The sequence below is a fragment of the Tersicoccus mangrovi genome, from assembly GCF_036881825.1.
Classification (GTDB): domain Bacteria; phylum Actinomycetota; class Actinomycetes; order Actinomycetales; family Micrococcaceae; genus Tersicoccus; species Tersicoccus mangrovi.
On sequence record NZ_JBAJMW010000003.1, the window covers coordinates 367,981 to 394,150 of the forward strand.

The 26,170-nt window shown below is 72.7% G+C and carries 28 protein-coding genes; 7 read left to right on the forward strand and 21 right to left on the reverse strand.

Features of this window, described 5'->3' with window-relative positions; translation table 11 throughout:
* Positions 1-184: 184 nt before the first annotated feature.
* From V6N00_RS07830 to V6N00_RS07890, 13 genes are all read right to left on the reverse strand, one after another.
* A complete protein-coding gene (locus V6N00_RS07830) occupies positions 185-901 on the reverse strand; it encodes a Rossmann-like and DUF2520 domain-containing protein (RefSeq protein ID WP_416385049.1) in 717 nt (238 codons plus the stop codon).
* Complete coding sequence (locus V6N00_RS07835) at positions 898-2,577, reverse strand: PH domain-containing protein (protein ID WP_334231512.1); 1,680 nt, start codon at positions 2,575-2,577, stop codon at positions 898-900. Before V6N00_RS07835 ends, V6N00_RS07830 begins: the two co-directional genes overlap by 4 nt.
* Complete coding sequence (locus V6N00_RS07840) at positions 2,574-3,086, reverse strand: PH domain-containing protein (protein ID WP_334231513.1); 513 nt, start codon at positions 3,084-3,086, stop codon at positions 2,574-2,576. The genes V6N00_RS07835 and V6N00_RS07840 overlap by 4 nt, the downstream gene beginning before the upstream one ends.
* Positions 3,079-3,570 (reverse strand): DUF3180 domain-containing protein, encoded by a 492-nt coding sequence (locus V6N00_RS07845; protein ID WP_334231514.1) that lies wholly within the window; start codon positions 3,568-3,570, stop codon positions 3,079-3,081. The genes V6N00_RS07840 and V6N00_RS07845 overlap by 8 nt, the downstream gene beginning before the upstream one ends.
* On the reverse strand, positions 3,567-4,106 hold the full coding sequence (folK, locus tag V6N00_RS07850; protein ID WP_334231515.1) for a 2-amino-4-hydroxy-6-hydroxymethyldihydropteridine diphosphokinase: 540 nt from the start codon (positions 4,104-4,106) through the stop codon (positions 3,567-3,569). Before folK ends, V6N00_RS07845 begins: the two co-directional genes overlap by 4 nt.
* A gap of 26 nt (positions 4,107-4,132) precedes the next feature.
* Positions 4,133-4,492 carry a dihydroneopterin aldolase gene (gene folB / locus V6N00_RS07855; protein WP_334231516.1) on the reverse strand — a complete coding sequence of 120 codons (360 nt, stop codon included), beginning with the start codon at positions 4,490-4,492 and terminating at the stop codon, positions 4,133-4,135.
* A 5-nt stretch (positions 4,493-4,497) separates the two neighbouring features.
* Complete coding sequence (gene folP / locus V6N00_RS07860) at positions 4,498-5,406, reverse strand: dihydropteroate synthase (RefSeq protein ID WP_334231517.1); 909 nt, start codon at positions 5,404-5,406, stop codon at positions 4,498-4,500.
* Between the two features lie 6 nt (positions 5,407-5,412).
* A complete protein-coding gene (folE, locus tag V6N00_RS07865; RefSeq protein ID WP_334231518.1) occupies positions 5,413-5,994 on the reverse strand; it encodes a GTP cyclohydrolase I FolE in 582 nt (193 codons plus the stop codon).
* 41 nt (positions 5,995-6,035) lie between these two features.
* Positions 6,036-8,084: an ATP-dependent zinc metalloprotease FtsH gene (gene ftsH / locus V6N00_RS07870; protein WP_334231519.1), complete on the reverse strand. Its 2,049-nt coding sequence runs from the start codon at positions 8,082-8,084 to the stop codon at positions 6,036-6,038.
* A gap of 221 nt (positions 8,085-8,305) precedes the next feature.
* The gene (hpt, locus tag V6N00_RS07875; RefSeq protein WP_334231520.1) at positions 8,306-8,857 is read right to left on the reverse strand and encodes a hypoxanthine phosphoribosyltransferase; all 552 of its coding nucleotides are present in this window, start codon (positions 8,855-8,857) and stop codon (positions 8,306-8,308) included.
* 134 nt (positions 8,858-8,991) lie between these two features.
* Entirely contained in the window at positions 8,992-10,182 is a 1,191-nt protein-coding gene (gene tilS, locus V6N00_RS07880) for a tRNA lysidine(34) synthetase TilS (RefSeq protein ID WP_334231521.1), read from the reverse strand.
* Between the two features lie 29 nt (positions 10,183-10,211).
* Positions 10,212-11,360, reverse strand: coding sequence for a zinc-dependent metalloprotease (locus V6N00_RS07885; protein ID WP_334231522.1), 1,149 nt, complete (start codon positions 11,358-11,360; stop codon positions 10,212-10,214).
* Positions 11,361-11,450: 90 nt separating this feature from the next.
* Positions 11,451-11,933 carry a DNA-binding protein gene (locus tag V6N00_RS07890; protein ID WP_334231523.1) on the reverse strand — a complete coding sequence of 161 codons (483 nt, stop codon included), beginning with the start codon at positions 11,931-11,933 and terminating at the stop codon, positions 11,451-11,453.
* A 132-nt stretch (positions 11,934-12,065) separates the two neighbouring features.
* Between V6N00_RS07890 and V6N00_RS07895 the strand changes: the two genes are divergently transcribed.
* Positions 12,066-12,509: a MarR family winged helix-turn-helix transcriptional regulator gene (locus V6N00_RS07895; protein ID WP_334231524.1), complete on the forward strand. Its 444-nt coding sequence runs from the start codon at positions 12,066-12,068 to the stop codon at positions 12,507-12,509.
* Positions 12,510-12,653: 144 nt separating this feature from the next.
* A complete protein-coding gene (locus tag V6N00_RS07900) occupies positions 12,654-13,748 on the forward strand; it encodes an ABC-2 transporter permease (protein ID WP_334231525.1) in 1,095 nt (364 codons plus the stop codon).
* 37 nt (positions 13,749-13,785) lie between these two features.
* Here V6N00_RS07900 and V6N00_RS07905 read toward each other — a convergent pair whose 3' ends face one another.
* Positions 13,786-15,324 carry a D-alanyl-D-alanine carboxypeptidase/D-alanyl-D-alanine-endopeptidase gene (locus V6N00_RS07905; RefSeq protein WP_334231526.1) on the reverse strand — a complete coding sequence of 513 codons (1,539 nt, stop codon included), beginning with the start codon at positions 15,322-15,324 and terminating at the stop codon, positions 13,786-13,788.
* Between the two features lie 117 nt (positions 15,325-15,441).
* Between V6N00_RS07905 and V6N00_RS07910 the strand changes: the two genes are divergently transcribed.
* Together V6N00_RS07910 and V6N00_RS07915 are read left to right on the forward strand one after the other, a co-directional pair.
* Positions 15,442-15,984 (forward strand): inorganic diphosphatase, encoded by a 543-nt coding sequence (locus V6N00_RS07910; RefSeq protein ID WP_334231527.1) that lies wholly within the window; start codon positions 15,442-15,444, stop codon positions 15,982-15,984.
* Between the two features lie 219 nt (positions 15,985-16,203).
* Positions 16,204-16,815 (forward strand): hypothetical protein, encoded by a 612-nt coding sequence (locus tag V6N00_RS07915; protein ID WP_334231528.1) that lies wholly within the window; start codon positions 16,204-16,206, stop codon positions 16,813-16,815.
* Between the two features lie 66 nt (positions 16,816-16,881).
* Here V6N00_RS07915 and V6N00_RS07920 read toward each other — a convergent pair whose 3' ends face one another.
* The 4 genes from V6N00_RS07920 to serS all read right to left on the reverse strand — a co-directional run bounded on the left by V6N00_RS07920 (position 16,882) and on the right by serS (position 21,510).
* Positions 16,882-17,877, reverse strand: coding sequence for a cation diffusion facilitator family transporter (locus V6N00_RS07920; RefSeq protein ID WP_334231529.1), 996 nt, complete (start codon positions 17,875-17,877; stop codon positions 16,882-16,884).
* A 97-nt stretch (positions 17,878-17,974) separates the two neighbouring features.
* Complete coding sequence (locus V6N00_RS07925) at positions 17,975-18,859, reverse strand: Mut7-C RNAse domain-containing protein (protein WP_334231530.1); 885 nt, start codon at positions 18,857-18,859, stop codon at positions 17,975-17,977.
* A 359-nt stretch (positions 18,860-19,218) separates the two neighbouring features.
* Complete coding sequence (locus V6N00_RS07930; protein ID WP_334231531.1) at positions 19,219-20,106, reverse strand: HAD family hydrolase; 888 nt, start codon at positions 20,104-20,106, stop codon at positions 19,219-19,221.
* Positions 20,107-20,229: 123 nt separating this feature from the next.
* A complete protein-coding gene (gene serS, locus V6N00_RS07935; RefSeq protein WP_334231532.1) occupies positions 20,230-21,510 on the reverse strand; it encodes a serine--tRNA ligase in 1,281 nt (426 codons plus the stop codon).
* 59 nt (positions 21,511-21,569) lie between these two features.
* Here serS and V6N00_RS07940 point away from each other — a divergent pair, with 59 nt between their 5' ends.
* The 3 genes from V6N00_RS07940 (at position 21,570) to V6N00_RS07950 (ending at position 24,379) form a co-directional block, all read left to right on the forward strand.
* Positions 21,570-22,259, forward strand: coding sequence for a cyclodeaminase/cyclohydrolase family protein (locus V6N00_RS07940; protein WP_334231533.1), 690 nt, complete (start codon positions 21,570-21,572; stop codon positions 22,257-22,259).
* 1 nt (position 22,260) lies between these two features.
* Positions 22,261-23,163 carry a bifunctional methylenetetrahydrofolate dehydrogenase/methenyltetrahydrofolate cyclohydrolase gene (locus V6N00_RS07945; RefSeq protein WP_334231534.1) on the forward strand — a complete coding sequence of 301 codons (903 nt, stop codon included), beginning with the start codon at positions 22,261-22,263 and terminating at the stop codon, positions 23,161-23,163.
* Between the two features lie 124 nt (positions 23,164-23,287).
* Positions 23,288-24,379, forward strand: coding sequence for a diacylglycerol/lipid kinase family protein (locus V6N00_RS07950; RefSeq protein ID WP_334231535.1), 1,092 nt, complete (start codon positions 23,288-23,290; stop codon positions 24,377-24,379).
* A 50-nt stretch (positions 24,380-24,429) separates the two neighbouring features.
* Here the strand turns inward: V6N00_RS07950 and V6N00_RS07955 are convergent, their stop codons facing one another.
* The 3 genes from V6N00_RS07955 to V6N00_RS07965 form a co-directional block, all read right to left on the reverse strand.
* Entirely contained in the window at positions 24,430-24,663 is a 234-nt protein-coding gene (locus tag V6N00_RS07955) for a hypothetical protein (RefSeq protein WP_334231536.1), read from the reverse strand.
* 128 nt (positions 24,664-24,791) lie between these two features.
* Entirely contained in the window at positions 24,792-25,763 is a 972-nt protein-coding gene (pheA, locus tag V6N00_RS07960; RefSeq protein ID WP_334231537.1) for a prephenate dehydratase, read from the reverse strand.
* Positions 25,764-25,773: 10 nt separating this feature from the next.
* Positions 25,774-26,100: a rhodanese-like domain-containing protein gene (locus V6N00_RS07965; RefSeq protein ID WP_334231538.1), complete on the reverse strand. Its 327-nt coding sequence runs from the start codon at positions 26,098-26,100 to the stop codon at positions 25,774-25,776.
* Positions 26,101-26,170: the final 70 nt, after the last annotated feature.

Here is a 26,170-nt window from a genome sequence, read left to right on the forward strand (position 1 = left end):
TGGATCAGCTGAAGTCCTCAATCGCCCGGCTCGTCGATCACCACCGGAATGGTGCGCCGGCCGCTCGTTTCTGCTGATGCAGGGCGGACCACCGGGACATTCGACGGGGGCGCCGCGCGATGTCGCCGGAAACCAGTCGCCTGATGAATCCGAACGATTCGATCTCCGTCCGATTCGGTCGACGTCAGGAATTCTCCGGGCCCGTCAATCCGGTCGACGGGCGTTCGGGTCCGGCGGCGAGCGCATTCTCGAGCACGGCCCGCATCAACGGTCCGGCCAGCCGCGCCGGGTCGTCGAGATGCTGATCGGCCAGTTCGCGCAGGGCATGCCGGGTGTTCCGGTCGGTCTCCTCCCGCACCCGGGCGAGGATCCCGCCGACCACCGGGAACTCGTCCTCGGTCAGCACGACCGGTTCGGCGCCCATCTCCACCACGAGCGCCTGCGCGATCGGCAGGAACGCCGCGGGGGCGGTGACGGCCACCATCGCCCCGCTCAACCGGGTGAGGTCCAGGCTCATGCCGGTGAAGGCCAGCACCGGGTGGACGGCGAGGCAGACGGCGCCGCGGGCCGCCGCGGGGGCGAGCGCCGCGATGCCATGGCGGCCGCTCGTGTGCAGCACGATCTGGCCCGTCTGCCAGTGATCGAGATCCGCCAGCCCGGCCACCAGCGGCACGAGGTCGTCGTCGGGCACGGCCAGCAGGACGAGTTCGCAGCGTTCGACGATCTCCGCGGGTTCGAGCAGGGGAACACCGGGCAGCAGCGTGGCGGCCCGGTCACGGCTCTCCTCGGAGATGGCGCTGACGCCGACGACGGAGTGGCCCACCGCGCGGAGGGCGGCACCGAGGACGGCCCCGACGCGGCCGGCGCCGATCACGCCGATGCCGAGGCGCCCGGGCCTCATCGGCGCTCCTCCGGCCGCGGCGCGGGGGCGGCAGCGGATCCGAATCGCGTGGTGCCGGCCCCGTCGCGCACGGGAGGCACGCCGTTGTCGGGCCCGGGCGCGGGCGTGCCGAGCATCCACTGCTCGGGGCCGGCACGACGCCGGGCCCGGGCGGCCAGGACGGCCTGGTCGGTGAACAGGCGCCGGGCCGTGTCGACCGCCAGGTGCGGGACGACGGGTTTGACCGGGCCGGCCGTGGAGTGCAGCAGGACGTGCGCCAGGCCGAGCCGTCGCTGCAGCGGCCCCTGCTGCAGGGCGACGGACTGGGTGCGCTCGTGCGGGACGACGGCGAGCCGGCGGGTGAGCCGGCCGCTGCGGACGAGCAGGGCGGTGTCGGTGTGCCGGTACCCGTTGCGGCGGAAGGCGAGCGGGTCGAGCCAGCGCGAGCGGGACGGCGAGGCGACGAAGCCCTCCGCGGTCCCGGCGCCGCGCACGCCGGCCCGGAACACGGCCACCGGGTCCTCGACGCCGGGGTGCGGCAGCACGAGGGCGAGGACCGCCAGGACCTCGTCGAAGGTGCCGACCGGCAGCAGCACGGTGCGGGCGTTCTGCTCCCGGCCGGCCGTGCCGTAGCCGGCGACGTTCATCTCGACGCGGTGCCAGCCGAAGGGCCGCCAGAACAGCGGGGCATGCACGGACACGGCCTGCACGCGGCCGGGCGGCACCGTCTGGGCGTGGGTCTCCAGCAGCCCGTAGTGGAGCCGCACCCCGTCCGCGGAGTGGGCGACGCGGAAGTTGAAGCTGCGGGTGAAGAAGGCCCAGTAGGCGGTGGCCGCGCCGAAGACCACGGGGATCACAGCGGCGACGGCGAACGGCTCGCCGCTGATCACGGCCGGGAGCAGCGCAACGACGGCGGCGACGAGCAGCCACACCGTGACACCGGAGAGCACGGCGGCACCGAGCACCCGTTGCGGGGGCACGGTGAGCACGGGCCGCTCGGGGGCGGACGCGATCACCTCGGGATGCTCCGCCGACCCGCGCACCCCGGCGGCGCGGCCGAGAATCGTGGCGCGCAGCTGCTCCGCCTCGTCGAGCTTCAGGAACGACAGGCGCATCGCCGCGTGCCCCGCGTCGGCCACCTCGAACTTCAGTTCCGCCAACCGCAGCAGCCGGGCCACGAGCGGCTGGTTGATGTCGATCGCCTGCACCCGGTCCAGGCGCGCCTGCCGGTTCTGCCGTACCAGGACGCCGGAGTTGATCCGCACGTGGTCCTCGGTCACCTGGTAGCGGGTGAACCACCAGCTGGCGAAGAACACCGCGAGGATGACGACGAGCGGGACGACGGCGAAGAGGACGATGACCCAGATCGGCAGCCCGTCGGTACCGCGCCGGTGCGACGAGGACGGGTCCGCCATCGACCCGATGGCGTTCTGCAGCCAGTCACGGCCGAACACGACGTAGAAGGCGACCAGGGCGAGCCAGCCGCGCACGAGCGGGGACGCCGGGTGCACGCGGTGCCACGTCTGCGGGGCGTCGATGCCCCCGCGCACGGGACCGGCCTTCACGGGATCGGGCGGCACGGGTGCTCCCGGCTCGGGCGCTCTGCCGGGCAGCACCGCCCCCTCCGGCGCACCGGCCGGCAGCGCACCGCTCGCGGGCGCGTTCCCGCGGGCGGCGTCCGGCTCGCTCCCGGTCACAGGCCCGCCAGCCTCGCCTCACCGCGGGCGGACAGCGCCTCACGCAGCCGGGCGGCCTCGCCGGCCGGCAGCCCGGGGATCGCGGCGTCCGTCGCGGCCGACGCGGTGTGCAGTTTGATGCCGGCCATGCCGAGCATCCGGTCGATCGGGCCGGCCTGCACGTCCACGTACTGCATCCGCCCGTAGGGCACCACCACGAGCCGGCGGAAGAAGAGGCCGCTGCGGATCAGCAGGTCCTCGTCCCGTTCGGCGTACCCGACGGCACGCACCTGGCGCGGGATGAGCACGAGGCGCCACAGCTGGACGGCGAGGGCGGCCACGGCGACGGTCCACGCGAGCCAGGCCGGCAGCCAGACCCACGCGCCGAGCAGGACGAGCAGGAGCGGGACAGAGCAGACGACGACGGTGATCACGGCTCCCGGGAGCCACCCGAGCGCCCGGGCCCACACCAGCCGCGGCGAGACGCCGGTGAACGTCAGCCCCTCGGGGTCGATCGGCTCGCTACGCATACTCCCCCTCGCTCGGGTGCGGCCCCTTGCCGCTGTTCTCGCCGTCCTCGGGCGGGATGCGGCAGAAGTGCTCGACGACGATGCCGACGGTGATCATGACGGCCCCGCCGACGATCTGGGCGATCGCGAACCACAGCACCGACTGGTCCGACCGCAGCGCGATCAGGCTCAGCTGTTCGAGCACGACCCCGACGTGCCAGCCGCCGAGGACGGCGCCGGTGTACGCAGTCGCCTGGGCGAGGACGAGGGTGCGGGCGGCCAGCAGCGGGTTGATCATCCGCTTCGCCTTGCCCTGCCGCCAGCGCAGCACCTGCAGGCCCAGCCCGAGGGTGATCGCGACGAGCAGGAGGACCGTCAGCAGCGAGCTCAGCGGCAGCACCGGCGTCGGGCCGCCCGCGCGCGTGATGAGCACGTCGGCCAGCCAGCCGATCACGGCGGAGGCGACGGCCACGACGACGAGCGTGCGTGCGCGCAGGCCGATCATGCCGTGCCCTCCGCCCGGCGCACGCCGTCGCGGTCCTCTGCCGCGGCGAGCAGCTCGGTCACGGGAACCCCGTCCAGCCGGGCGCCGGGCTCCATCCAGGCCCACGGGGCGAGGACGAAGGCACGGCCGGCGGCGGAGGCGTGCGGGAGGGTGAGGTCGGGATCGGCACGGTGCACCTCGCCGGCGGCCGTGACGACACTGACGATGTCGACGTCGAGGGTCCGGGGACCCCAGCGCACGAGCCGCTCCCGGCCGAAGGCGGCCTCGATCCGGTGGCAGGCGTCGAGCAGGTCGTCCGGGCTCAGGTCGGTGGCGACCCGGACCACCATGTTCCGGTAGTCGGGCTGGCCGGCGGGGCCACCCACGGGGGCGGTGATCGCGATCGGGGAGGTCGCCAGCAGGGTGAGGTCGGGGTCGGCGGCGATCGTCTGGACGGCCGCCGCCAGGGTCGCGGCGGGGTCCCCGAGGTTGGCGCCGAGCGCGAGGACGGCCTCGGAACCGGCCGTGGCCGTCCCGGCGTCCACCGCGTCTCTCATCCGTGCCTCGTCCATCCCCGGCCCTGTCATCCCCGGCTTCGCCGGATGGTCACGGCGACGTCGTCGAACGGCACCGGGATCGGGGCGGCCGGCTTGTGCACCGTCACGGTGACCGCGTCCAGCGGGAAGGTGTCCAGCAGATCCTCCGCGATCGCCACCGCGAGGGTCTCGATCAGCGCGACCGGCGCACCGGTGAGCCGCGCGTGCACCCGCTGCGCGGCCTCCGCGTAGTTGACGGTGCGGGTGAGGTCGTCGCCGCGCGCCGCGGCGCTCAGGTCGAGCTCGAGCACGACGTCGGCGCTGAAGACCTGGCCGAGCTCGCGTTCGGCGTCGAGCACGCCGTGCGTGCCGCGGCCGCGGATCCCGGTGAGGGTGATGGTGTCCACAGGGTTCACCGGCCGGACCAGGCCGCTGCCACCTTCACCGCGTCGAGGTTGGCCTTCACGTCGTGGACGCGGACGGCCCAGGCACCCGCGGCCGCGGCGAGGGCGGTGGTGGCGACGGTCGCGTCGTCGCGCTCCTTGGGGGCGGCGGACTTGCCGGAGCTGGCCAGCAGCTCGCCGAGGAAGGTCTTGCGGGAGGTGCCCACGAGCACCCGGTGGCCGAGCGCGGTGAAGCGGTCGAGCGAGCGCAGCAGCTGCCAGTTCTGCTCCCCGGCCTTGGCGAAACCGATCCCGGGATCGAGGATCAGTTTGTCCTGCTCCACGCCGGCGTCGACGAAACGGGCGGCCAGCGGGGCGAGCTCGGCGACGACTTCCTCGACGACGTCGTCGTACTGGGCCCGCGCGGTCATGGTGCGGGAGTCGCCCCGGCTGTGCTGGAGCACGTAGTGCACGCCGCGCTGCGCGATCAGGGCCGGCATGTCCGGGTGCAGCGCGGTGCCGGAGACGTCGTTGACGATCGCGGCCCCGGCGTCGATCGCTGCGGCCGCGACCTGCGGGCGCCGGGTGTCGACGCTGACCAGGGCGCCCGCGCGGACGAGGGCGGTGATCACCGGGATCACGCGGTCCAGCTCGGTGTTCACGGGCACTTCCGCGGCGCCCGGACGGGTGGACTCCCCGCCGACGTCGACGATGTCCGCTCCGGCGAAGTGCAGGCGCAGGCCGTGGTCGATGGCCGCGCCCCGGGTGTTGTGGTCACCGCCGTCGCTGAACGAGTCCGGGGTGACGTTGACGACGCCCATGACGAGCGTGCGCCCGGTCGGGAGGTCGGCGACGGTGCGGGCACGGGTGGCCCGGCGGATGACCGGCAGGGGCAGCGTGTTGGGGCCCGTGCCCGGTGCGACACCGAGTGTGTCCATGACGTTCTACCTTCCGAGGATCAGACCCATGGCTTCGGCGCGGGTGGCCGGGTCGTGCAGCTGGCCGCGGACCGCCGAGGTGACGGTCCGGGTTCCCGGCTTGCGGACCCCGCGCATCGACATGCACAGGTGTTCGCACTCGATCACGACGATGGCGCCGCGCGGCGCGAGGTGCTCGACCAATGCTTCCACAATCTGCGTCGTGAGCCGCTCCTGCACCTGCGGGCGGCGGGCGTAGATCTCCACGAGCCGCGCCAGCTTGCTCAGCCCCGTGACCCGGCCGTCGTGGGACGGGATGTAGCCGACGTGGGCGGTGCCGTGGAAGGGCACGAGGTGGTGCTCGCACGTCGAGTAGAAGGGGATGTCCTTGACCAGGACCAGTTCCTCGTGGTCCAGGTCGAAGGTCGTCCCCAGCACGTCGCCGGCGTCCTGGTGCAGCCCGGAGAACATCTCCGCATACGCCCGGGCCACCCGGTCCGGGGTGTCCTTCAGGCCCGACCGCTCGGGGTCCTCCCCGATGGCGAGCAGGATCTCGCGCACCGCCGCGGCGATCCTCCGCTCGTCGACCCCGGCCACCGATCCGGGCATGCCCGGATCGGTGGGCTGCTCCGCCCGGCCCACGCCGGCCATCACTCGTGGGCGGGGAGCTCGCCGGTGCCGGACTCGTGCGGAGCCTGGACCGGGTGCTCGGGCTTGGCGGCGACGGCCTGATCCTGGGGGGCCAGTCGAACCGGGTTGGGGCGGCCCTCGAGGGCGGCCTGCTCCTGCTCCGCGCGCGTCGTCACCGGCGGGATGTCCGAGACCGGGCGGTCGTCGCTCGAGAGCCACACCGGCCGCAGGTCCCGCTGGCGCACGTCGTGGAAGATGTCCGCGATCTGCTGCTGGTTCAGGGTCTCCCGCTCGAGCAGTTCGAGGGCGAGCCGGTCGAGGACGTCGCGGTTCTCCATCAGGATGGCCCAGGCCTCGTCGTGGGCGCTGTCCATGAGGATGCGCACCTCCTCGTCGACGACCGCGGCCACCTCCTCGGAATAGTCCCGCTCGTTGCCCATGTCGCGGCCGAGGAACGGCTCACCGTTGCCGGAGCCGAGCTTGACCGCGCCGATCCGTGCGCTCATGCCGTACTGGGTGACCATCTTCCGGGCCGTGGCGGTGGCCTTCTCGATGTCGTTGGACGCACCCGTGGACGGGTCGTGGAAGATGATCTCCTCCGCGACACGGCCGCCCATCGCGTAGGCGAGCTGGTCGAGCAGCTCGTTGCGGGTGGTCGAGTACTTGTCGTCCGCCGGCAGCACCATGGTGTAGCCGAGCGCCCGGCCCCGCGGCAGGATCGTGATCTTGGTGACAGGGTCGGTGTTCCGCAGCGCCGCCGCGACCAGGGCGTGGCCGCCCTCGTGGTACGCGGTGATCTTGCGCTCGAGCTCCTTCATGAGGCGGGAGCGCTTCTGCGGGCCGGCGATGACGCGGTCGATCGCCTCGTCGAGCGCCCGGTCGTCGATCAGCTGGGCGTTCGAGCGGGCGGTCAGCAGGGCCGCCTCGTTGAGCACGTTCGCCAGGTCGGCGCCGGTGAAGCCCGGGGTGCGCTTGGCGACGGAGTAGAGGTCCACGCCGGGAGCCATCGGCTTGCCCTGCGCGTGCACCTGGAGGATGCGGAAGCGGCCGCCCATGTCGGGGGCCTCGACGCCGATCTGCCGGTCGAACCGGCCCGGGCGCAGCAGCGCCGGGTCCAGCACGTCGGGCCGGTTGGTCGCGGCGATGAGGATGACGTTCGTCTTGACGTCGAACCCGTCCATCTCCACGAGGAGCTGGTTCAGCGTCTGCTCGCGCTCGTCGTTGCCACCGCCGACACCGGCGCCGCGGTGCCGTCCGACGGCGTCGATCTCGTCGACGAAGATGATCGCCGGGGCGTTGTTCTTGGCCTGCTCGAACAGGTCGCGGACACGGGAGGCGCCGACACCGACGAACATCTCGACGAAGTCCGAGCCGGAGATCGAGTAGAACGGGACGCCGGCCTCACCGGCGACGGCGCGGGCCAGCAGGGTCTTGCCGGTACCCGGAGGGCCGTAGAGCAGCACGCCCTTGGGGATCTTGGCGCCGACGGCCTGGAACTTGGCCGGCTCGGAGAGGAACTCCTTGATCTCGTGGAGCTCCTCGACCGCCTCGTCCGCGCCGGCGACGTCGGCGAACGTGACCTTCGGGTGGTCCTTCGAGATGAGCTTCGCCCGGGACTTGCCGAACTGCATCACCTTGGACCCGCCGCCCTGGGCGCGCGAGAGGATGAACCAGAAGATGACACCGATGATGAGGAACGGGACCATCAGCTGGACGAGGCCGAGCAGCCAGTTGTTCTCCGGTGGCTGGTCCGTGTAGCTGTCGAGCTTGGAGGCGGAGACGGCCTTGACGACGTCGGCGCCGCGCGGGGCGACGTAGTAGAACTGGATGTTCTTGCCGAGGTCCTTGCCGTCCTGCATGTAGTCGTCGCGCAGCGTCAGGTCCACCCGCTGCTCACCGTCGGAGATGCGGGCCTGGCTGGCCTTCCCGTCCGCGAGCAGCTGGAGGCCGACGTTCGTGTCGACGCGGTTGGAGGACCCGGAGGTCATCAGCGGGAAGGCGATCGCCAGGACGATCAGGCCGATCACGATGTAGACCAGCGGTCCCTTGAAGAGCTTCTTGAGGTTCATGCGTGGTTGGGCCCGGACCGGCCCCTACCTCCCGTTCAACTGTGCTCGCCGCGGCGGCCGGCTCGTGCCGACGCGTCGTGTCTGTGCCAAATATCGCACCAGTACGGCTGTAGGACGTAGTCGACGGGCGTCGAGTTCCCTTACAGCGCACAGCGGTGGCGCATGTCACAGCCGGCGTCGGTCATCGAGCGCGTCTCGGCTGGTTCACACCGGCTGTGCCGTCACTGGTAGACGTGCGGGGCGAGGGTGCCGATGAAGTCCAGGTTGCGGTACTTCTCGGCGAAGTCGAGGCCGTAGCCGATGACGAACTCGTTGGGGATGTCGAAACCGACGTACTTGACGGGCAACTCCACCTTGGCGGCGTCCGGCTTGCGCAGCAGGGTGCAGATCTCGATCGAGGCCGGGCCGCGGGAGGCCAGGTTGGACTTCAGCCACGACAGGGTCAGCCCGGAGTCGATGATGTCCTCGACGATGAGCACGTGCTTGCCGGTCAGGTCCGTGTCCAGGTCCTTGAGGATGCGCACGACGCCGGAGGACTGGGTGCCCGAGCCGTAGGAGGAGACGGCCATCCAGTCCATCGCCACGTGGCTGTGCAGCGCGCGGGCGATGTCGGCGACGACCATGACCGCGCCCTTGAGCACGCCGACGAGCAGGATGTCCCGCCCCGCGTAGTCCCGGTCGATCTCGGCGGCCAGTTCGGCGATCTTCTGCTGGATCTGGTCCTTGGTGTAGAGCACGTGCTCCAGATCGTCCTGGACGTCGCTCGAATCCACGCGGGGCTCCTTCAGGGAGGGACGGGCCGTCGTGCGGCCGGCGGCGAGAAGAGGCGCGCCGGATGCGCCGGCGCATGGTCTCTAGCGTGCCACAGTCGCGCCGTCGCCGGTCACATCCGGCCGGCGCCCCTGGGTCAGCGGCGGTGGTCCGGCCGTGCCGGGCCGCGCAGCTCGAGCACGGCCGCGGGCGTCCCTGAGCCGGCGGCTGCGGCGTCGACGCCGGCGGCCGGTCCGGGCCGGGCGTCGCCGACGGTTCCAGCGGTGAGTCGGCGCGCCGTGACGCCGCCCGGCAGCGGGACCGGACCGGCACCCCCGGGTCCGGTGTCCGCCCGCGGCGCGACGAGTGCCTCGAGGGCACCGATGCGCTCCCGGGTCAGTGCGTCCGCGCCGGCATGGGCGGCGGCGGTGGCGAGCACCCGCGGCAGCAGGGCCGGCGGGGCGGCGCGGAGGGCGGCGATCGGCAACACGCAGCGGCCCGGGGATCGCTCGGCGATCCGGTCGTACAGGTCCGCGGCCTCGGCGTCGAGGTGATCCGCGTCGCGGGCCGCGATGGCCGCGGTGCGGGCGAGCCCGGCGGCCACGCCCGGGCCGAGTTCACGGGCCAGCAGGGGCAGGACGATGCTGCGCAGGCGCGAACGGGTGAACGCGCGGTCCGCGTTGGCGGGGTCCTCCCACCACGTCAGCCCCTCGGCCGAGCACACACGTTCGGTGTCCGCCCGGTCCAGGCCCAGGTCGGGGTGCAGGAAGGGCCGGCGGTAGGACCCGCGCTGCGGGGGGATCCCGGCCAGGGACCGCGTCCCGGAGCCGCGCAGCACGCCGAGGAGCACCTGTTCGGCCTGGTCGTCCAGCGTGTGGGCGAGCAGCACGACCCGGGCGCCGACGCGTCGGGCCGACGCGTCGAGCGCGGCATAGCGGGCGTGCCGGGCAGCGGCCTCGAGGCCCTCGCCCGCCGGCTCGACCGTGACACGTTCGACGGTGACCGGGGCGAGCCCGAGGTCGGTGCACCGGGCGGCGGCGTCGGCCGCGACCTGGTCGCTGTCCGGGTAGAGGCTGTGATCGACGACGACGGCGCCGATGCGGGCGTCGCCGCGGCGCACGAGGTGGGCGGCCACGGCGGCGAGGGCGAGCGAGTCCGCACCCCCACTGCAGGCCACGAGCGCGTCGACCCGCTCACCGGTGGCGACGGTGGTGAGGGAGTCAGCGGCCCGCGGCTCGGACGCGTCGTCCGGGGCGGCGAGCGCCGCCGTCAGGCAACGGCGGGCGCGCGCGACGACGGGGTCGAGGGGGCCACGGCGCCCGTGCTGCCGGGTCGACGGGCCGGGCACGGCGTCGTCACCTCGTCCGGGTGGCCGGCTCAGCGCCGGGAGCCGGCCAGGCCCATCCGCTCGACCCAGTCGGCGGGGTGGTGGATCTCCTGCTCGGTGGGCAGGTGCTCGGGCGCGTCCCAGATGCGGTTGAAGCCGTCGAGGCCCACCTGGTCGACGACGCCGCGCACGAACCGCGAGCCGTCGCTGTACTGGCGCATCTTCGCGTCGAGGCCGAGCAGCTGGCGGATCAGCTTCTCGAAGCCGGAGCGCTGGGAACCGCGAGCGTTGAAACGTTGACGGATGGTGCGCACCGTCGGCACGACGCTCGCGTTGACGCCGTCCATGACGACGTTGGCGTGGCCCTCGAGCAGGCTCATCACCGCGGTCAGGTGGGAGAAGATCTCCCGTTCCTGCTCGTCCTGGAAGATGCCGAGCACCCCGGCGCCGGAACCCGGGGCGACCTCGCCGCCGTTCCTGCCGGTGGCGCCCGTCAGGCGCCCGGAGCCGACGGAGCGGGCCGCCTCGGCGATGCGGGCGGCGAACGTGTCCGCCTTGTCGACCATGGACTCCGACAAACGGCCCACCTGGGCGATCATGTGGTCGCGCAGCCACGGCGCGGCCGCGAACTGGACGCGGTGCGTCTGCTCGTGCAGGCACACCCAGAGGCGGAAGTCGGCCGGCTCGACGTGCAGTTCCCGCTCCACCTCGAGGACGTTGGGTGCGACGAGGAGCAGACGGCCGGCGGGCGGCGCGGTGGTGTTCGCGGCGAGGGCGGCGAAGGGGTCGTACTGACCGAGCACCTTGCTCGAGAGGAACGAGAGGATCGTGCCCAGCTGCACCCCGGTGAGCCGGCCGCCGAGCGCGGTGGTCGCGGCCGTGAGCGATTGCCCGCGCGTCTCGACCAGGCGGTCCAGGGCCGGCTGCATGAGCACCGAGAAGCTCTGCGTGTTCGCCCGTGACCAGGTGGCCCGGTCGACGACGAGCACCGACGAGTCCCGCAGGTCCGCGGCGGCGTCGAGACGGCTGATCTCGTGCACATGGGCGACGGACGCGTCGGCGGCCTCGCGCAGGGTCTCGACGGTGTCGCGCATGCGTGCGGCGCTGACCCGGGGGCCGGCCGGGGCGAGCTTCGCGGCGGTGCCGGCGGCGAGATCCCAGTCGATGAGGCTGGGCAGGCGGGACGGGGTGAGGCTCATGGGGCCATTCGACCACATGCCGCTGACGTCGTGCTGGGCGCGGCGCCGCTTTCGCTCAGGGCGTCGGATGACGCGTCGGCGGGACGCGCGTCAGCGGGACCCGGGGCGTGCCGCGTCCCGCAGCAGGTCCGCCAGCGCGCCCGGTCCGGCGGCGTCGGCCGCCGCGTTCAGGGCCGAGCGGTCCCCCGCGTTGCGCAGGTGCGCGACGACGGCGGAGCGGTCCACGGCCCCGGCGGTCGAGGACGACCGGGCGGCACCCGCGTCGCCCGCCGTCGTCATCGCCACCGGCTGGGAGGCGGCGACGCGTTCGAGGATCAGCGCGGGGTCCATGATCGAGTCCATGTCCCGCTCGAGCATGAGCAGGCGCTCCTGCACCACGGGGTTGCCGATCTTGATCCGCTGCCCGGACCCGAGCTGGGAGAGCATCGGGGCGGAGAGGCCGAGCACGGCGGCCAGCCGCCGGCTCGAGATGCCGTAGTGGCTCATCACGGCGCCGAATCGATCGGCGAGGCTCTGCCCGTAGATCTTCTCCTGCTCGGCGATCTTCTCTTCCGTGCTGCGGTGCTCCGACATGCCTTCAGCTTGGCACAGTCGCCTGACACCGCGGTGAGGGCCGGCACCCGGTCGACGGCCTCGTCACGCCCACGACCAGCAGCTAGCCTGATGGATCGAGACGTGCTGACGACCGCCGAAGGAGACGTCGCGATGAGCAGGGACGTGGACGGCCTCTCGGACGAGATCCGCTCGTTCGTCTGGGCCATGACCCGGCGCTTCCGCTTGGAGGCCGAGGAGGTGGCCGACCTCTCCCTCGCCCAGCAGAACGTGCTCGCCCGGCTCGACCGCACGCCCGGCATGACCGGCGCGGAGCTCGCCCGCAGCGAGGCGGTCCGGCCGCAGTCGATGACCAAGACGGTCGCGAGCCTGCGCGAGGCCGGCCTGGTCGAGGCGTCGGTCTCCGCGCTGGATGCCCGCCGCCACGAACTGGCCCTGACCGCGGCGGGTGCCGACGTCCTGGTCCGCATCCGACGGTTGCGTCACGACTGGCTGGCCGAGCGCCTCGACGCGACCCTCGACGCCGCGGAGATGGACCGGGTGGCCGACGGACTCGCCGTGCTGCGCCGTGTCGTGGACGCCACCCCGCGGCGCTGACCGTCGCGCGACGCTCCCCCGCAATCCCGACCCGTATCCCCTAGAGCGCCTCCCGGCGAGACGTGCGTCATGGCATGACGCGAATAGATCAGCTAAACTGATCACTTTGTTTGAGTAGTTGAGATGTTGAGCGAAGGAAGCCGCATGCACCAGGAGACACCCACCCGCTTGCCGATGAGCACCGTGATCTCGCACATCGCCGTGCCGATCGTCATGGGCCTGGTCATGGCGCTGGCCTACTTCGGCGGCTTCCACAAGCCGGAGCCGCACGACGTGCCGGTCGCGATCGTCGGCCAGGCGCAGCAGGTGGGCCCCGTGGCCGCGCAGGTCCAGCTCGCCCTCGGCGACAAGGTCGCGGTGACCACCGTGCCGGACGCCGCCACCGCGCAGGACCAGCTGCGGCACCAGAAGATCGCCGGCGCGTTCGTGCCCGACGCGGCCAGGCCCACCCTGATGACCGCCTCCGCCGCCTCGGCGACGACCACCGACGTCGTGACGAAGATCTTCACGGCCGTGGCCGCGAAGCAGGGGCACCCGCTGACCGTCCAGGACGTGGTGCCGCTCGGCGAGGGTGATCCGATGGGGCAGAACGGCTTCTTCTACCTGGTCACCCTCTCGGTCGGCGCCTACGCGACGGCCATCGCGATCGGCGCCGCGGGATCGACGCGGCGGTTCCGCGAGCGGCTCGGCCTCATCCTCGGCTCGACCGTCGTGCTCTCGACCGCCGAGCTCGCTGTCGCCACGATCCTCTTCGACATGTTCCCGGGCCACGGTGCCCAGGTGTGGGGTCTGTCCGCCCTCTACACGGCCACCGTGATGGCCGTCGGCGTCGGCCTGCACGCCCTCGTCGGCCGCTTCTCGACGCTTCTGTTCTCGGCGATGTTCGTGGCCGTGAACTTCACCTCGTCGGGCGGCGTCGTGCAGCCCGCCCTGCAGCCGGGCTTCTTCGGCTGGCTCCACGACTTCTGGATCGGCTCGGGCTTCCTGCAGGTGATGGCGCACCTCATGTACTTCCCGGACACGGACGTCTCCGGCGCCTTCGCGATCCTCATCGGCTGGCTGCTGTTCGGCATCGGTGCCCTCGCGGTGTCCCACGCCGTGCTGCGCCGCCGCAAGCGTCTCTCCGTCCTGGTCGCCCGGCACGACGAGCTGCGGCGGGCGCTGCACCGGCAGCGCACCGACGGCCTGTCCGAGCAGCAGGCGCGGGAGCTCGAGCTGGAGGAGGACGTCGCCGTCTGACGGCGGACGTCCCTCCTCCGTCTGCTGCAGCGTCCTGTCAGCGGCACCCGCAGCCGGCGAGCGCGGCGGCCGCCCGGTCCAGGGCGCCGCGGGCGGCCGCCGTCGCTCCGGGCGGATTGGACGCCATGAAGGCGAACACGAGCAGCCGACCGTCGCGGTCCATCACGTACCCGGTGAGGGTCGAGGCCTCGTTCAGCGTGCCGGTCTTCGCGCGGACCACACCGGCGCCGGCGGCGTCCGCGTCGCCGGTGAACCGGTCGTCGAGGGTGCCGGTGAGGCCGGCGACGGGCAGCCCGGCCACCGCGTCACCGAACCGGCCGTCGGTGACGATCCGCCGCATCGCGCCGGCCAGGGTCGCCGCGCTGACGCGGTTGCTGTCGGCGAGCCCGCACGCGTCGGTGATGACGAGGCCGCGGGTGTCGAGGCCGAGGCGGGTCACGGTGTCCCGCACGAAGGCCGCGGTCCCGGCGGGGTCCGTCGACCGGCCCGCGGCGCGGGCGGCGACCCGGGTGAGAGCCTCGGCGACGTCGTTGTCCGAGTGCTCGAGCAGCCACTGGACCTGCTCGCCGACGGTCGCCGAGTCGACGGCGCCGAGCCGGGCGGCAGCGCTGCGGACCGGGGCCGCCGTGCGGGTGACGGCCGGCGCGACGTCGGCGGTGGAGCCCAGCGCCGCGCGCAGGGCGGTGGCGAACGCCTGACCGGCGGCCAGGGCCGGGTCGGTGGGCCGCTCACCCGGTGCGGCGTCGGGCCGCGTGTGTCCGGACCAGAGGGCCAGCGGGCCGACGGCGCCGATCTGTCCGGCGGCCACGTCGTCCGCGTACCACGCGGGGTTGAGGGCCGGCCCGGAGAACCGGGTGGTGTCCACGCTCACGCGCACGGTGCCCGTGACCCCGGCGGCGCGCAGGGAGACAGCGGTGCGCGCCGCGAGGGTCTGCAGGCCGGCGTGACCCTGGATCGCCGAAGCGTTCGACGCGCCGCTGCCGAGCATGACGTCCCCGGCGCCGACCAGCACGACGTCGCCCCGCCCGGTGCCCCGCACCGCGGCCGTCGTGAGTCGGGACTGCGGGTCCAGCGTGGTGAGGATCGCCAGCGACGAGAGCAGTTTGAGGTTCGAGGCGGGAAGCCGCGGTTCGGCGGCGCCGTCCTGGTGGACCGAGCGGCCGGTCGCGGCATCGAGCACCGCGGCGGAGACGTCCACGCCCGGCGCCGCCGTCCTCGCGGCCGCGAGCGCCGCCGCGACCCCCGCCGCCGTGGGAAGCGGCGCCGTCGTGATTCCCGTCGACCCGCCTGTTGCACCGCTCGAGGGCAGGCTGTTCGGGGACATGCCGCTGGATGGCGTACCGCCCGCAGCGATGCCCGGGTCGACCGGTGCCGCGAGGGCCGTGGGGGTGCGCTGCGCGGGGACCGCCGCCACGTCGTCCGCCGACGGGGAACCGCCGGTGGCCGCTCCTGGCAGCGCGAACAGGCCCACGGGCACCGCGACGGCGACGATCGCCAGGACGAGCAGCACCCCGATCAGCACCCGGCCGGCACGGGACGGCCCGCGGGTACGCGACGGGGCAGCGGATGCGGGCACCGGTCACTCTCCTCGTCGTCGGTCGATGCTGAACTATCGTGGGTACCAGTCTCGCCGACCCGGGCCCTGCCCTTCGGCACCACTCCCGCCTCACCTGCGATCGCACCAAGGAGAACCATGAACTTCGACGTCACCGTCGAGATCCCGAAGGGGTCCCGCGTCAAGTACGAGATCGACCACGAGACGCACCGGCTGCGCCTGGACCGCGTGCTCTTCACCTCGATGCAGTACCCCGCGCACTACGGGTACATCGAGAACTCGCTCGGTGAGGACGGCGACCCGCTGGACGCGCTCGTGATCCTCGACGTCGACGTCGTTCCCGGCGTGCTGATCGAGTCCCGCCCGGTGGCCGTGTTCAACATGGTCGACGACGGCGGCGGGGACGCCAAGGTGCTGTGCGTGCCGGAGGACCCGCGGTTCGACCACATCCAGGACATCGGGGACGTCTCGTCCTACCTGCTGGACGAGATCAAGCACTTCTTCACGAAGTACAAGGACCTCGAGCCGGGCAAGTGGGTCGAGGCTGCGGACTGGGACGGTCGCGAGGCCGCCGAGAAGGAGGTCCTCGCCTCCCTCGAGCGCTTCAAGACCGAGGGCGCGCCGTCCGAGGAGGACGAGCCGCAGGGCCGCGACGTGGACGCGAACCCGGTCAACAACTGACACCTGCTCTCTCGGTGCCCCCGGTCGCGTTCGCGGCCGGGGGCACCGTCGTCTCCGGCCGGGAAGCGGCCCTCCTCCGGTCGTGCCGCCGGTGCGAGCCTGGCCCGGGACACGCCGGGCGTTGCGGGGACCTGGCGTCCGGTCCCGGCCGGTGACGACGTGTCGCGGGACAGAGCCGTCGGTCCCTCCTCCGGTGAGGCCGCCCGGCATACTGGATCCGTGTTCGCCCTCACCTTCGATCAGCGCCTCGGGCGGGAGGCGGGCGACCTCGTGCCGGACCTGATGACCCGGCTGCGGTTCCACGCCACGCTCGTGCCGTTCCAGCGCTCCGTCGCCGACGAGGTCCAGGGCATCGTGGACGATCCCGCCGTCGCCGTCGACGCCGCCCTGATCGGGCTGCGGGGCGGCAATTGGTCGGTCGGCATCGGCGTCGGGCGCGTCGACGACCTGGTCTCGGACCACGTCCTCGACGCCGCCGGGCCTGCCATGGTGCACACCCGGAACGCGGCCGAGCGCTCCCTGACGATCACCGACCGGGTCGCCCTCTCGGTCGAGGGGCTCGACGAGGAACTGGCCGCGGAGGCGGAGGCCGTGCTGCGGCTCGTCGGCCGCATCGTCGCCGTCCGCACCGAGGCCGAGTGGCGGGTGGCCGACCTGATGACCCCGGGGGCACGCGGCCAGCAGAAGGCCATCGCCGCCGAACTGGGGATCACCGTGCAGGCCGTCTCGCAGGCCGTGCAGCGGTCGTTGCTCCCGCAGGAGTGGGCGGCCCGCCCGGCGGCGGCCCGGCTGCTCGGCCTGCTCGACCGGCAGCGCGTGCTCTCCGCCTGATCGACCGCCCGACCCGACCGCCGACCCCGCACGAGCCGACCCGGCGCAGCGCGGGTCGGCGGCGGGTCAGGCGGGGAAGGTCTTCGGGGCGAGCGAGGGCTCATTGCGCGTGGCCAGGGTGAGGACGGCCTCGGTGATCCGGTCCTCCTCCTCCAGTCGCGACTCGATCGCCCGCAGCCGTTCGGCCACCTCCGACTCGATGCGGTCGCCCGCCAGGTCCACGGCCGCGACGAGGAAGATCCGCCCCGGCCCGACGAACTCGAGGTGAAGGTAGGTCACACGGTCCACCTCGTCGTCCTCCAGCAGGCCGCGCAGCACCACGTCGCGCTGGGGACCGCCGAGCGGCTGCCCGACGAGGAACTCCCGGTTGCGGGCGATGAGGAAGATGGCCATGACCGCGAGCACGATGCCGACGGCGATCGAGCCGAGCGCGTCGTAGACCGCGGACCCGGTGAGCTGGTGCAGCGCGATGCCGGCGACGGCGAGCAGGATGCCGATCAGCGCGCCGCCGTCCTCGATGAACACCGCGCGCAGCGTCGGGTCCGAGGTGCGGGTGATGAACCTCAGCGGGTGGAGTCCGGCGGTGGCCGCCTGACCGCGGGTCTGACGGGTCGCCTGGAAGAACGAGGTGCCCTCGAGCACGAAGGCGATGGCGAGGACGATGTAGGCGACGAGCGGATCGGTCTGCTCGCCCTGCTCGCTGAGGGACTGGATGCCGTGCCAGATGGAGACGACGGCGCCGGCGCTGAACAGGCCGAAGGCGGCGAACATCGACCACACGTAGGCGTCGCGGCCGAAGCCCAGCGGGTGGGAGTCGTCGGGCTTCCGGCCCGCCTTGCGCTCGGCGATCAGCAGGAACACCTCGTTGCCCGAGTCCGCCCAGGAGTGGGCCGCCTCGGCGACCATCGCGGCCGACCCGGTCAGCACCGCCGCGACGGACTTGGCGAGGGCGATGAGGATGTTGGCAGCGAAGGCGACGATCACGGTGAACATCGAGCCGCCGTGCTTCTTCTCCCCCGGCTCGGCGTCCTTCCCGGCTCGCGACTCCGAGACTGCTCTCATCTCCGTCGGTCCTGCCGACCGTGACGCGCGGGAATCCGACATCCTGAAAGTCTAGGCGCGTTCTTGGACGGCACGGCGCGGCGGTCTGCGGCCCCGGTCAGCGCAGGTCCACGCCGATGGAGGCGAAACGAGCCCGCAGGCGCTCGAGGTGGCCGCCAACCCAGTAGGTGCGTCCGCAGCGCGGGCAGTGCCGCAGGAGCAGACCGCGCGCGAGCACGTCGGCGGGGACGGCGACGGGCGCGGGGGCCACGACGTCCACAGGTTCCGCCGATCCGGTGTCCGCTCGGGTCCCGCCCGGCCCGACGGCGCGCAACCGCCCGTCACCGGATGCCGCACCGGACGGCGCCGCCCCGTCCCGCAGCGGCGTGTTGCAGACGGCGCAGCGGGTCAGTGGCCGACCGTGCCCAGCCAGGCCGAACCGGTCGTGGACCTCCCGCAGCTGCGCCAGCGGGTCCGTGGCGTAGACGAAGGCCCCGTGCCGGACGGCGGATCTCCTGAGCAGCCCGATGTCGCGGCTGAGCAGGATGCGGGTCCCCGTGGCGGCGACGGCGGCCAGCTCGTCGTCGTGGGCGTCCGTGCGATGCAGGACATCGAAGCCGAGCAGCCGCAGATAGGCGGCCAGCCGGCCCAGGTGTCCGTCGAGCACGAACGCCGGACCCGTGCCGTCGGGAGGCGGGTGTCCCGCTAGATCGGCACTTACCTCCCCGACGGGCTCCGGCCACGGCTGCGGTGCGGTGACAGGGAGGACGGTCACCTCGTCACCGTCGACCAGCCGCTGGTCGGGCGCCACCTCGACGGTCTCGTCCGCACCGGCGTGCCGCAGCATGATCCGGCCGACCTCGGTATGCGGGACACCGAGCGCCTGGATCCGGTCCAGCACCGGTACGACACCGTCGAGCGGGCTGGTGACGGGACCGCCGCGCAGGGCGGGGCGCAGGAATCCGCACAGTGCCGGGTCCATCCGCATCACACACGTGGACATGCCCCCAGTATGGGCAACTCGCCTCCGGTAGCCCGGGCGTCGCGCTCACCCAGTGGACGGACGACGTCACCGCCCACCTCTCGCCGACGCACCAAGCGTCCACTCGACGACGGGATGCTCACCCAGTGGACGGACGACGTCACCATTCAGCTCTCGCCGACGCACCAAGCGTCCACTCGACGACCGATGCTCACCCAGTGGACGGACGACGTCACCGCCCACCTCTCGCCGACGCACCAAGCGTCCACTCGACAACGGGCTGCTCCATCGCGCGCGGCACCGACACAGGCGCGACACCGACACACGTGCGGCGCCAACACCCGCGCGGCGAGCGGCCCGAGAGAACGCTGCGGCCGGCGTCAGCCGAGAAGGGCCCGCAGGGCGACGGCGGCGCCGTCCTCCTCGACGCTGCCGGTGACCGCATCGGCGGCCGCGACGACCTCGGCGGGCGCCTGGCCCATCGCGACGCCGTGGCCGGCCCAGCCGAGCATCTCGATGTCGTTCCGGCCGTCACCCATGGCGACGGTCAGGGCCGGATCGACGTCCAGCCGGCGGCGCACCTGCTCGAGCGCGCTGGCCTTGGTGGTGCCCTGGGCGGCGATGTCGAGCCATGCGGTCCAGCCCACCGAGTAGGCGACGCCGTGCAGGCCGGCCCGCTCGATGGCGGCCGAGAAGTCGTCGGACGTGGAGTCCGCACTGTAGACGACGAGGCGGACGGCAGTCGTGTCGAGCAGCCGGCCGAAGTCGACGCCCTCGGCGACGACGCCGAAGCTGGCGTCCTGGAACCGCTCGGTGGACAGGAAGTGGCCGCCGTCGTCCTCGAGCGCATAGGTGGCGTTCGGCAGGATGGCGCGCAGCGCGTTCAGGGCCGGCGCGGGGTCGAAGGTGACCCGGTCGACGACCTCGAAGCCCTCGGGCAGGTCGGGGTCGACGCGGACGGTGACGCCGCCGTTGCTGCAGACGGCGAAGCCGCGGGCCAGGCCGATCCGCTCGAGCACGGGCAGCGTCGCGTGCAGCGAGCGGCCGGTGGCGATGACGACGTGGTGGCCGGCGGCGACGGTCGCGGCGGCGTCACGGACTGCGTCGCTCATGTGGCCGTCGTGGTCCAGCAGGGTTCCGTCGACGTCGAGCGCGACGAGGCGGCGCTGCGGGGCGGCGACGGGGGCGGGAAGGGTCCCGGACTCGGGACGGGTGGTCAGGTTCTCGGAGGACCGGTCCTCGATGCCGGTCGTGGTACTCGTGGTCATGCTCCGATCCTGCCACGCACCCCTGACCGTCCGCCGGACGCGGCGGGACACCCGGGTGAAAGCCGGGTGAACAGCGTCAGGCGAACGCGTCGGATACGCGGTCAGGAACAGGAGCGAACCCGACTACGGCCGCAGCTCGGCCATCCCGCCCACGTACGGGCGCAGCGCATCGGGCACCCGGATCGACCCGTCGGCCTGCTGGTGCTGCTCGAGGATGGCGACCATCCAGCGGGTGGTCGCCAGCGTGCCGTTCAGGGTCGCGACCATGCGGGTGCCGGCCTTGCTGCCGTCGGCCGCCGTGACCCGCTCGCGGATGTTCAGGCGGCGCGCCTGGAACGTCGTGCAGTTCGACGTCGAGGTCAGCTCGCGGTACCGGTTCTGGCTCGGCACCCACGCCTCGCAGTCGAACTTGCGGGCCGCGGAGGTGCCGAGGTCGCCGGCGGCGATGTCGATGACGCGGTAGGCGAGCTCGCACTTGCCGAGCATCTCCTCCTCCCACGCCAGCAGCCGCTCGTGCTCCGCGTAGGAGTCCTCGACCGTGGTGTAGGTGAACATCTCCACCTTGTTGAACTGGTGCACGCGGATGATGCCGCGGGTGTCCTTGCCGTGCGAACCGGCCTCGCGCCGGTAGCAGGAGGACCAGCCGGCGTACCGGAGGGGGCCGTCGGCCAGGTCGACGATCTCGTCGGCGTGGTAGCCGGCGATGGCGACCTCGGACGTGCCGACCAGGTACAGGTCGTCCTTGGGCAGCTGGTAGATCTCGTCGTCGTGCTGGACGTCGAAACCGGTGCCGGCCATCGTCTCGCGGCGCACCAGGGTCGGCGTGATCATCGGGACGAATCCGGCCTCCGCGGCCTGGTCCATGGCCATGGACAGCAGGCCGAGCTCGAGGCGCGCCATCGCGCCCTTGAGGAAGAAGAACCGGGCGCCGGAGACCTTCGCGCCCCGCTCCATGTCGATCCCGAGCGGCTCACCGAGGGCCAGGTGGTCGCGCGGCTCGAAACCCTCCGCGGCGAAGTCGCGCCTGGTGCCGACCTCGCGCAGCACGGTGAAGTCGTCCTCGCCGCCCGCGGGAACGCCGTCGATGACGACGTTGGGCATCGTGCGGGCGAGGCCGTCCAGCTCGGCCTGCGCGGCGTCGGCGTCGGCCTGGGCGGTCTTGACCCGGCCCGCAAGCTCCTTGACCTGCGTCAGCAGCTGCGCCTTCTCGTCGCCGGAGGCCTTCGCGACCTGCTTGCCGAAGGCGTTCTGCTGGGCACGCAGGGACTCATACGAGGTGATCGCCGTCCGGCGGGAACTGTCGGCGTCGAGCATGCGCTTCACGAGGGACTCGTCGGCCCCCCGAGCGCGCTGCGACGTGACGAAACGGTCTGGGTCCTCGCGGAGTTCGTTCAGATCGATCACGGGCCAATCCTACGGGTCACGCATCCGCGGCCCGGACTGCGCACCCTACGATGGTGTCGATGGCCGACCATGACGCTGCCCCCGCCCCCTCCGCCGAGGACCACGAGGACCTGTGGTCCCTCCCGCTGGCCGAGTTCCGGCGCCGTACCGCCGGTGCCGCGCCGACGCCGGGCGGCGGTTCCGTCTCCTCCGTGACCGCCACCCTCGGGGTGAGCCTCGTCCAGATGGCCGTGGCCATCACCGCCCGCAAGGCGGCCCGGGAGACCACCGGGGATGCCGACGCCGTGAAGCACGGGTGGGACGACGACGCCCGCCGCGGCGATGAGCTCGCCGACACCCTCGCCGAGGCGGCCGCCGCCGACGTCACCGCGTTCGAGACCCTCATGCGCGCCTACCGCCTGTCCCGCGAGGGCGCGGAGGGCCAGGACCGGAAGCGGGCGGTGGCCGACGCGAGCGAGGCCGCGACGGAGGTGCCGCTGGCCCTGGCCGAGGCGATCACCGACGCCGTCGAGTTCGCCGGCACCGTCGTGGACCGGGTCGACGACCACGTGCGCAGCGACGTCCTCGCCGGAGCCGACATCCTGGCCGGCTCCTTCCACGCCGCCCTGCACACCGTCGAGATCAACCTCCCCTCACTCGACGGCCAGGCCCGCGACGCCTTAACCTCCCGCCGCGACGCGGCCCTGGACCGACTCGAGGCCGCACACCGCCGCCTGCGCCCCGCGCTCTCCCACCCCCAGGAGGACTGACGTGACCGCGACCATCATCGATCCCGCGGAGCTGGCGGCGGACTACCGGGCGAAGATCCGCGCCGACCTGGATGCGCTGGACCACCGGGTGCGGATCGTCGGGCTGCTGGCGCAGGAGTCCGGGCCGGCCGCGACCTACGCGCGGTACACGCGGATCGGTTGCGAGTCGGTCGGCATCGACTTCGACCTGCGGCACGTGGATCCCGCGGACGCCGAGCGGGCGATCGGGGAAGCCAACGCGGACCCCGACGTGCACGGCCTCTTCCTCTACTACCCGCTCCACGGGCCCGGCGGGGACCGGTGGCTGCGCGAACTCGTCGACCCGCGCAAGGACGTCGAGGGCATGCACTCCTTCTGGAGCCGCTACCTCTACGAGAACCGCCGGTACCTCGACGAGGGCCGCACGACGCCGGCGATCCTGCCGTGCACGCCGCTGGCCCTGCTCAAGCTCCTGCTGCGGGCCGGTCTGACCGGGACGGGTTCGGACGCGCCGCTGCAGGGGGTGACGGCGTGCGTGATCAACCGGTCCGAGATCGTCGGCCGCCCGCTCTCGGCCATGCTCGCCAACGACGGCGCCGAGGTCATCTCGATCGACATCGACGGCGCCCTCCGGTTCGCTCCGGCGATCGGCCGCCAGTCCCACGTCATCCAGCCGACGTCGATGAGCCGGCAGGAGGCGCTGGCCCGCGCCGACGTCGTCGTCACCGGCGTCCCGTCGCGCAGCTTCGACCTGATCGGGCCGGACGAGATCAAGCCCGGCGCGATCTGCGCCAACTTCGCCGAGTTCCGCAACTTCACCGACGACATCACCGAGACCGCCGGGGCATTCATCCCCCGGGTCGGGCCGATGACGGTGGCGATGGCGATGCGCAACGCGGTCCGGCTGCACCGCACGGTTCAATAGGCACGGTTCAATAGGCACCGTCCAGGAGGCACGGTCCAGCAGGCACCGTTCAGTAGGCACGGTCCCGTGGCACTCCCGCCGATCCCGGCCCCCGCGCGCCCGTCGCGCCGATAGCATGGGGCGCATGACCGAGACCCGAGTGCCGCTGATCGCGCGCGCCGTCGCGACCCTGACCGGCAGTTCCCGGGTGAGCAATCTGCCGTCCGTCCAGGCGATGCGGGCGCGGCATTCCCGCTCCGCCGTGGGCGGCGAGACGAGCCCCGCACACGAGGGTCCGCAGCGGATCGCCGTCGTGATCAACCCGATCAAGGGCAACGCCGACGAGGCGCGCATGCGCGTCTCCGCGCTCTGCCGCGAGCAGGGGTGGGAGGAACCCCGGTTCTTCGAGACCACCGAGGACGACGCGGGCGTGCAGATGACCCGCGACGCCCTGGCGCACGAGCCCGACGTCGTGCTCGCCGGCGGCGGGGACGGCACGATCCGCATGGTCGCGCACGCCCTCGCGGGCACCGACGTGCCCATGGGCATCGTGCCGCTGGGCACCGGCAACCTGCTGGCCCGCAACCTCGACATCGACCCGGACGATCTCGTCGGCAACATCGAGGCGGCGATCTTCGGGGTGCACCGGGCGATCGACACGTCGACGGTGCGGCTGGAGCGGCAGGACGGCTCGGCCGACGAACACACCGGCCTGGTGATGGCCGGCATCGGGTTCGACGCCGAGGTGATCGCCGGGACCCGCGACGACCTGAAGTCCAAGATCAGCTGGCTCGCCTACGGCGAGGCCGGCATGCGCAAGCTCGTGGGCCACCGCCACGTCGTGGAGATGGACCTGGACGACCGCGGACGCAAGCGGTTCCGGATGCGCAGCGTCCTGGTCGCCAACTGCGGCCTGCTTCCCGGGGGCATCGACTTCATCCCCGACGCCGTCATCGACGACGGCACCCTCAACGTCGTCATCATGGCGCCGCGGAACGTGCTCGAGTGGTTCGCCGTGCTCGGCAAGGTGGTGTTCAAGCACCGCCGCTCGCTGCCGGCGATCCGTTACTACAACTCCAGGGAAGCCCAGATCAGCACGCAGAACGCGCTGATGACGCAGGTGGACGGCGACGAGACCGGTGACGCCGTGGCCATGCGGGTCACCGTTAATCCGGGCGCGCTGACCGTGCGCGTGCTGGCGCCGAAGATGGACAAGCAGCTCAGCAACCCCGCCTGATCCGGCGAGACCGGGAGCGGCGGCGGCCGGTGAGGCCGCCGCCGGTCACGTCAGGACTGGTTGAAGTCCTTCTCGACGTCCTTCTCGCCCTGCGAGACCTGCAGCTCGTCGTCGCCGCGGGACTGGCGCGCGATGGCCTCGGTCTCCTCGGCGAAACGCATGTCGTTGGCCTCGTCGGCCTCGTCGCGGGCGATGTCGTCGTCGGTGCCGGAGGCGTTCGGCTCGTACTGGAGCTCGGGGTTGACGATCTCGCCGTCGTCGGACCGGTCGGGAATCTCGTTCACGGTGATGCGCTCCTTCTCGCGGCCTCGCGCCGCTGTCGGTGTCACGGTCGCGCCGCCCGGTCGAGCCGGGTGAAGCGCAGATCGTTCAGCCTAAGCGGTGACGCCCCGGCCGCTCAATCCGGCGGGGCTCAGCGCTCGGCGGTGTCCGACTGGATCTTTCCGGCACCCAGGGAGCGGATCCACCGGTCGGCGTCCTCGAACGCCTGGTCGCGGTGGTGCCGCGGCACGGAGGGGATCCCGTCGTCGGCGCGGGGGTAGGAGCCGAGGAAGCGGGTCGCGGGGCTGATCCGGTGCAGGCCCGCGAGCGCGTCGGCCACGCGGGCGTCCTCGAGGTGGCCCTCGGCGTCGATGCTGAAGAAGTAGTCCCCCAGGTAGGCGCCGGTGGGACGGGACTCGATGCGTGAGAGGTTGACGCCGCGGGCGGAGAACTGGCCGAGGATCTCCATCAGGGCGCCGGGGTGGTCGTCCGGCAGGGGGACGACGATCGTCGTCTTGTCCGAGCCGGTGCGCGGCGGCAGCGGTCGCGGGCGGCTGACGAGCACGAACCGGGTGACGGCGCCGGTCCGGTCCCCGATGTCCTCGGCGAGGACGGCCAGGCCGTACCGCTCGCCGACGACGGGCGCGCAGATCGCGGCGTCCCACGGCCACGGGCCGGGGCCCGTGAGGGCGACGCCGGCGGCCGCCGTCGAACTCGACGGCAGGTACTCGGCGGCGGGCAGGTGTTCGTCCACCCAGCCGCGGCACTGGGCGATCGCGTGGCTGTGGGTCGCGACGAGGTGCACGTCCTCGAGCCGCGTTCCCGGCCGGGCCAGAAGGTTGAAGCGGACGGGGACGACGACCTCCCGGATGATGCGCAGCTCGTCGCTGACGGCGATCGCGTCCAGGGTCGCGGTGACGCCGCCCTCGACGGAGTTCTCGATCGGCACCATCGCGGCGCCGACCTCCCCGTCGAGCACGAGCTGCAGGGCGGCGTTGACGCTCGTCGCGGGCACCCGGCGCGCCTGGGCGGCGCCGGGAACGGTGAGCAGGGCCGACTCGGTGAACGTCAGTTCGGGGCCGAGGTAGGCGTAGCTCTCGTCGCTCGATCCGTCGGGGCTCACGGAGTGGGGCTCACTTGACGTAGGGCGCGGCGCCGGTCTCAGAGACCATGTCGCGCTGCGCATCCATCCAGGCGCCCATGCCGCCGGAGACGTTCACCGCGTCGAATCCGTTCTGGTTCAGCCACGCGGTGACCCGTGCCGACCGGCCGCCGCTGCGGCAGATGACGTGGATCTCCTCGTCGGCAGGCAGCTCGCTGTAGCGGGACATGACGTCACCGAGCGGGATGTGCTGCGCGTGGGCGATGTGCCCGGCCTCCCACTCGTCGTCCTCCCGCACGTCCAGCACGGTGGTCTTCTCGGTGATCGCGTCGACCGTGACGCTCGGCAGGGAATCCACGGTTGCAGCCTAGTCCACCCCCGGACGACGGCCGCGGTCCGTCGGCATCATGACGGGACGCCGGTCTTGC